The organism is Winogradskyella sp. (genome assembly GCF_013213835.1).
In the GTDB taxonomy this organism is placed as follows: domain Bacteria; phylum Bacteroidota; class Bacteroidia; order Flavobacteriales; family Flavobacteriaceae; genus Winogradskyella.
In genome coordinates this window covers 45090-51523 of sequence record NZ_JABSSU010000014.1, presented here as the reverse complement: position 1 = coordinate 51523, position 6434 = coordinate 45090, and the positions used below count along the sequence as shown (strand labels likewise).

At 30.2% G+C, this 6434-nt stretch carries 9 protein-coding genes; all 9 read left to right on the top strand.

Annotation, left to right across the window (positions count from 1 at the left end; translation table 11 throughout):
• Window positions 1-105 precede the first annotated feature (105 nt).
• The 9 genes from HRU50_RS15535 to HRU50_RS15495 all read left to right on the top strand — a co-directional run bounded on the left by HRU50_RS15535 (window position 106) and on the right by HRU50_RS15495 (window position 6348).
• Window positions 106-840, top strand: coding sequence for a DUF6090 family protein (locus HRU50_RS15535; RefSeq protein ID WP_296352155.1), 735 nt, complete (start codon window positions 106-108; stop codon window positions 838-840).
• A gap of 98 nt (window positions 841-938) precedes the next feature.
• On the top strand, window positions 939-1532 hold the full coding sequence (locus HRU50_RS15530; RefSeq protein WP_296352153.1) for a hypothetical protein: 594 nt from the start codon (window positions 939-941) through the stop codon (window positions 1530-1532).
• 176 nt (window positions 1533-1708) lie between these two features.
• Window positions 1709-2230 carry a GNAT family N-acetyltransferase gene (locus tag HRU50_RS15525; protein WP_296352151.1) on the top strand — a complete coding sequence of 174 codons (522 nt, stop codon included), beginning with the start codon at window positions 1709-1711 and terminating at the stop codon, window positions 2228-2230.
• A gap of 260 nt (window positions 2231-2490) precedes the next feature.
• Window positions 2491-3054: a DUF6705 family protein gene (locus HRU50_RS15520; RefSeq protein WP_296352149.1), complete on the top strand. Its 564-nt coding sequence runs from the start codon at window positions 2491-2493 to the stop codon at window positions 3052-3054.
• 96 nt (window positions 3055-3150) lie between these two features.
• Window positions 3151-4050, top strand: a complete 900-nt coding sequence (locus tag HRU50_RS15515) for a hypothetical protein (RefSeq protein WP_296352147.1) — start codon at window positions 3151-3153, stop codon at window positions 4048-4050.
• A gap of 26 nt (window positions 4051-4076) precedes the next feature.
• Window positions 4077-4442 carry a hypothetical protein gene (locus HRU50_RS15510; RefSeq protein ID WP_296352145.1) on the top strand — a complete coding sequence of 122 codons (366 nt, stop codon included), beginning with the start codon at window positions 4077-4079 and terminating at the stop codon, window positions 4440-4442.
• Between the two features lie 160 nt (window positions 4443-4602).
• On the top strand, window positions 4603-4893 hold the full coding sequence (locus HRU50_RS15505; protein WP_296352143.1) for a hypothetical protein: 291 nt from the start codon (window positions 4603-4605) through the stop codon (window positions 4891-4893).
• A gap of 152 nt (window positions 4894-5045) precedes the next feature.
• Window positions 5046-5501, top strand: coding sequence for a hypothetical protein (locus tag HRU50_RS15500; protein ID WP_296352141.1), 456 nt, complete (start codon window positions 5046-5048; stop codon window positions 5499-5501).
• A gap of 133 nt (window positions 5502-5634) precedes the next feature.
• Window positions 5635-6348, top strand: a complete 714-nt coding sequence (locus HRU50_RS15495) for a hypothetical protein (RefSeq protein WP_296352139.1) — start codon at window positions 5635-5637, stop codon at window positions 6346-6348.
• Window positions 6349-6434: the final 86 nt, after the last annotated feature.

Here is a 6434-nt window from a genome sequence, read left to right as displayed (position 1 = left end):
GTAATTTTCTCTAATTATTGCTATGGAATTTATTATCTTTTCATTCTCTAATCAGTACTACGTTTAACCCTTGAGTTGTGCTTCTTTTAAATCAAACATTAATCAATGGCAAAAATCTTTAGAAAAATAAGACAAAATATGATTAAGGATAAAAAGGTCATTAATTATCTTCTTTATGCTATTGGAGAAATTATTCTCGTCGTTATTGGAATTTTAATTGCGCTAAGTATCAATAACTCGAATGAACTAAAAAAAACTCGAGATGCAGAGAAAGTCTATCTAAAAGAAATAAAGAGTGATTTAATACAAGACACATTATTGTTGTCACAAGTCATTCAAGATCATAAATGGCGAATTGCTCAATTAATGTCTCAAGACTCAACTATAGAATTTATAAACGAGGAAATTATTGGTAAGCTTCCTAAAGTGGAAGGTGTATCTGAATTAGAATATATTTTCTTTACAGATAGAAAATTTAGACCAAAAATTGGAACTTATAATTCAATGATATCTGAAGGAAAATCAAACATTATAAGCAATCGTGAGCTATTTAATACTATGCAAAACATCTATGAATTAGAAGTTCAAAATATTATAGCTATTGGTGAAGATGTGTTGAATCGTTCTACAGAATTAAAAAATAAATATGCATACGAAATAAGATATGGTGATTTTGGCTCACCTATAAAAATTACTGATAAACGAATATTAGCTGATATTTATATTTCATCGAGAGAACTAAATTATTACACAAGGCAATCAGTTTTATTAAAAAAGAACATTACAGGATTAATCAAGCTAATAGATATTGAATACCAATCAATGCAAAAGAATGACTAAAGCTAACTTCAGACGTATATAATTCTTTGTTTGGCATTCACCTTTAGTAATTGTAACAAAATTTGATCTTACACGTCCAATTGTTCTAAACAACATAAATGAAAAATCAAATTCTACTATTATTTGCATTAGTATTATTTAGTGCCTGTAACAACTCAACTAAACCCAATACAACCAAACAGCCAACTTTAACTGATTATCAGCTTGGTGAGAAATGGGTCTGGAAATATAAAGGTGTAACTACTGAGGGAGAAGTACGCTCTGATGGAACAGATACAAGAGAAATAGTAAGTTTTGACGGAACCTTGGGTATGACTATTGGTAAAGATACTATTCCCGTTACCGAAATCGTTAAACCAGATGTAAGCGAAACACCAAAGTACGACTGGCCTCTTGAAGTAGGTAAAAAATGGAAATATGAGAACAGTTGGACAAGTCAAGACGGAACTACTGGAAACCAAAGTCAGAATGCCGAAGTACTATCATACCAAGAAGAAACAGTAGAAGCGGGAACATTTATGGCCTACACAATACAATATACAGGTAAAACAACCAATTCTAGAGGATATAGCGCAAATGAAACTGAAGTTTGGTTATATGCGCCTGCTGTAAAAAATTTCATAAAGCTTACTCAAAATCAAGGCGATTTTCACTATGTGGAGGAATTGATCGAATATTCAAAACCAGAATAAATAAACCAAAGCACAACAATGGCCATAATTCAAGGCTCAGATATGGCACAAAACCCAAAATTAGTTTAACTTTAAAAGGCTTGATTTATACGGCCGAAAATTCCAGCGGAATTTTCAACGCAACGAAATCATAGCCAAGACCGTTAACCACAATAAATCATAAGCTTCAACGATTGATGAATACTATTGAAATCAGATTAGCGAAAAAAGAAGATGCACAATTTATTGCTCTACTCGGGAGAATAACATTTACGGAAACATTTGGACATTTTTTTAGAGATCAAAAAGATTTAATCGATTACTACAATTTCACATTTTCAGTTCAAAAAATTGAAGATGGAATTAAAAAACCAAACAACATTTTCTGGATAGCTTTTGCAAACCGATTACCAGTAGGATATGCAAAACTTAAACTAAATTCCAATTCAGAATTTATTGAATCAAATGACGTTTGCCAACTTCAGAAAATCTACGTTTTAAAAGACTTTCTGTCAATGAAAATTGGATTTGAATTACAAGATCTTCTCTTAAAAAAAGCCAAGGAATTAAATTTTAATAAAGTCTGGCTTTCCGTGCTAAACAGCAACGCGAGAGCCATAAATTTTTACAAAAAAAACGGTTTTGAAAAAATTGGTGATCACGATTTTCAAATTGGTAAAGAAAATTTCGAATTTATTGCAATGAAAAAAGAACTTTAAAATACAATGGCTAACAATGGTTAATGGTTATAAGTAATTACTTCACCATGGCAAAACCCAAAATTAGTTTACCTTTAAATGGTTGAAATTCGCAACACGACGAAACCTTAGCAGAGACCGTTGTGGTTATTTTAACCCACTTATAAGGCAATTAAACTAAGTAAAAAGCATAGTTCACTAATTATTGATTTGGTATCAAAACAATCTTATATAATTTTGAATTAATAACATTAAACAATAAACTGCTAGCAACACAAGCGATGAAAAATATAACTTTAATAATACTATCGTTTATTAGTCTTTACAACTGCAAAGCAAAAACTATTTATCCTCAAGGAACTATGCCCGAAAATATAGAAGGCGACAATTATTACATCAAAGACACACAAAATACAAACGACAATTTTGTTGGCACTTGGATATGGGAGAAGGGAAATGATTCATTTAAGTTGACATTGGAAGAATTTGAACAATACTCATATCCTGAAAATTCAACTCAATATCGTGATGCAATATTTGGGAAATATAAATACATAGAAAACGGAATAGTTATTTCCGAAACGACAGACATCTTTAACACAAATGACAGACCATTACCAAGAGTTATAGCACATTATAAAGCCCAAAATATTATTTGGATTTCAATATCTGATGTAAGCAGTAAAAAGTACAAAGTAGGTGAATTTAGTTTAAATGACGATGAAACTGCTACATTAACTTTAAATGAACCAATCAAAGGTATTAAGGTAATTGACCCTAATAATCCACCTACAAACTTGGAATTTCAATTACCAACAAATATCTCATTAACAAAGGTGGAATAAAAACAAACCACAACATTGGCTGTAGAGCTAATATGAACACTTAAACAATACATACGTCTGAGACCGTTAACCACAATTTACATGCACATCAAAAAAATGAATAGAATTTTAACAATAGTACTTTTTTGCATATGTCTATCAAATTCATTTGCTTCAAGTCCACAAGTTCCTGACTTTCTCATTTATAAAAATGATACTATTGCAACATATAATCTACTTGTTGAAAATTATTTACAAACAAGAACAGATGACAAAGGCAAATTGTTTGATTTGAGTTTCCGAAACTCAATTGACGGAACAGAAGGAACATCATTAAATTGCTGGCGTGGTTATCAAGCAATATACATAATAGAAAATGATAGTTTGTTTGTGAATGCAATTATAGACTGTCACGCTCTCGAATACAAAGAAGAAGTTCCAAAAAATCACATTAGTAAAGTATTTGGTGATAAAGTTAAAAACGGAAAAGTATTTGTTGATTGGCATAGTGGAAACATCTCCTTTCCTACAAAAAGAGATGACAATAAGGAAATTCGTTGGGATGGAGTGTTTAAAAGAACTTTTATTTATGAAACAGCTATAAAAATTGAGAAAGGAAAAATTATCCAAATCAGTAAAGAACAGAATTACATTCACTTAAAAAATGGAATCGATAGATTAAAAAGAGATACAATTAACGATGTACTATTCAACTCAATTAAAGAATACAAATGGACTAAATTCGATAAATTTGACTGTGGAGAAAGGTATATAGTTGAAATTGGAAGAAACGGCAAAATAACAGATGTAATAATGACCGATTCTCTCACTGCTGATGAAATTGAATATTATTGGGACGGTAAAAGAGAATATAATTATTGCATTAGATCTATGAAAAAAGCGCTTTCTAAATTGCAATTTGATATTCTGAAACGGAATGGAAAACCGATTTACGAAAAGATATATATTGAAATTTGGTTCAATGATGATGGGACAATTGAAAATTGGACTAATTAAAAGACTGTAGCTAACAACATGTATAATTGAAATTGGCGATAATTAAAGATTTAAAATACTTAATGTACCAAGCAGGCCTTGTGACCGTATTGACGTTCTTAATAGGCATGCTTCTTTTTAAAGATTTTAATACAACCGTAATGGTATTTGTAATGGATTGGATAAAGGCAGGACCATTTTGCTTGTTAAATTCTATACTTTTATTTCTATCAGATGCGGTGCAGAACAGAACATTAAAATATGTACTAATATATGGTCCAGTGTTAATCTCAATTTTATGGTTAGTGTTTATTGGAAATTTGAATATGTCAATCACACCATTAGTATTGGTCATTTCTGTTGCCATAACAAATATGACTTGGTATCATAATTCTAAAGGAAACTATACCTAATAACACAAAACCAATATGCTCATCTCAGCAAGGTTTGAGAGCAGAAATTAATTAAAAATAAAGCTGTTTGGCAATAATTATGAAAATTAAAAAAATAGGATTACTTCTGTTACTAAGTCTACTTTTAAATTCTTGCAACTTGCATGAGAAACTAGAGCGATTGCAAAGAATAACTGATGATTTAGAGCAACATTTTGAGCATGATAATGTGAATCTGGTTATTGGATTTGGCACAGAAGCTGAAGACAATAATGCCAAAGTATTTTTTTATGAATACGATGTCTCATCAAATAACTACCAAACCTTAAAAAAATTATCAAAAAAAGTATCAGAAAGACTTAATGCAAAATATCCTGAATTTAGAAAAAAACAATACATTGAAATAAGATTTACGGAAGAAAGTAAAAGTGATGAAAATAACTCATTTGTGAATTTCAGACATTATAATTAATAAAAAATACTCAGACTGGTTGTTACTTAATGCTTTTAATCTAATCAAAAATTAGCTTCACTTTAAGTGACCTGATTTCTTTGATCTAAAATTTTCAATGTAGCGAAATTATAGCCGAGACCGTTGTTTACAATTTAAAATCAGATCATAAATTGAAATTTGGAATTACACAATACACAAACTTGACTCAAGAACAGAATAATTGGATAAATGATTTATCTGTAGAATTAAAAGCGTTTTTTGAAACCCGCAATTATGGACAAGACCTTCACGAACTCTATTTCGGACTAATAACTGTCAAACCAGAATTTGACCAATTCTTTAAAAAGAAAAGACCAAGATATCGACCAGGAGAAAGAACCTCTCAAGTTGACGGAATTGAGACTAAGTCAAATAACTGTACAGAAATTGATTGTAAAATTACTTTTAGCCAAGTTTCCGGCTTAAATAAGAAAAAATTAATTGAGAGAGTTTGTTTAGAACTACTATCTGAATCTGATTGTCTTACTCGATTATCAAGACTTAAAAGATTCGACTTTAACTCTTATAAATCTGATTTGGAAAATTTTCTAACCAACAAAAACTATATTGAAGAAAAAATACTTTAGTCGACACTGGCTAAAGTACATTTCACCATAATTTTCTATCGAAAATTCCTATCTTGCTGTTATAACTTTTACTAGCATAACATCCATGCTAAAAAAACCAAGGTGAACCATCTAAATACATATTACTTTAACAGTGAAAAACAGATTAAAAATTAAATATTGGAAGAAATACCTCTTTGAATTTATTTCAATATTTCTTGCAGTTTCCCTTGCCTTCATTTTAGACAGATGGAACGATGATAGAAAAGACAGCATTGCCGAAAATAAAATACTTGAAGAAATTTATAATGGACTTGAGCGCGACAGCTTGGATATTGCAAATGATGAACAGTACTTTAAGATAGCGTTTAGAGGTATTCAATATTTTAATGATGTCATAGACGGAAAAAAAGTAGAAAACGACTCTTTAGCCACGTTCTACTTCTTATTCTCTAGAGAAAGTATAGTGGTACAAAATAAATCTGGATATGAATCTTTAAAGTCAAGAGGGTTAGAAACCATTAAAAACGACACTTTACGAAGTAAGATTATTGATCTCTACGAAGTGGATTATGAACTGGCTAGAAAATTTAATGAAGAACATAGTGAATACAAGTTTATGCAAAACTATTTTCATAAAATTAATGACGCCATTGCACCACATTTTGAATATGACTCCATAAACCATATTCAAGGCATAAGACTTCCAATAGAACTAGAAGAAAAAGAAAGAAGCTTACTAAAAAGCTATTTATGGAAAATAGCAGTTGGTAAAAGAGACAGATATTTAGCAGCTATGTCTGGAAAAGAGAAAATTGGACAACTAAGAGCTGACATAAAAAGTTATCTTGAACAGAAATCAAAATAAGGCCTCACAATACAATAATTATTATTAATTAAAATGGGATAACCCTTTGCACTATTCTTCAATTAAGTCATTTATTATAATTACAC

Bases quoted from the DNA above. Each gene is read 5' to 3' on its own strand.
- HRU50_RS15535 (WP_296352155.1), top strand. From the start codon at position 106: ATGGCAAAAATCTTTAGAAAAATAAGACAAAATATGATTAAGGATAAA.
- HRU50_RS15530 (WP_296352153.1), top strand. From the start codon at position 939: ATGAAAAATCAAATTCTACTATTATTTGCATTAGTATTATTTAGTGCC.
- HRU50_RS15525 (WP_296352151.1), top strand. From the start codon at position 1,709: ATGAATACTATTGAAATCAGATTAGCGAAAAAAGAAGATGCACAATTT.
- HRU50_RS15520 (WP_296352149.1), top strand. From the start codon at position 2,491: ATGAAAAATATAACTTTAATAATACTATCGTTTATTAGTCTTTACAAC.
- HRU50_RS15515 (WP_296352147.1), top strand. From the start codon at position 3,151: ATGAATAGAATTTTAACAATAGTACTTTTTTGCATATGTCTATCAAAT.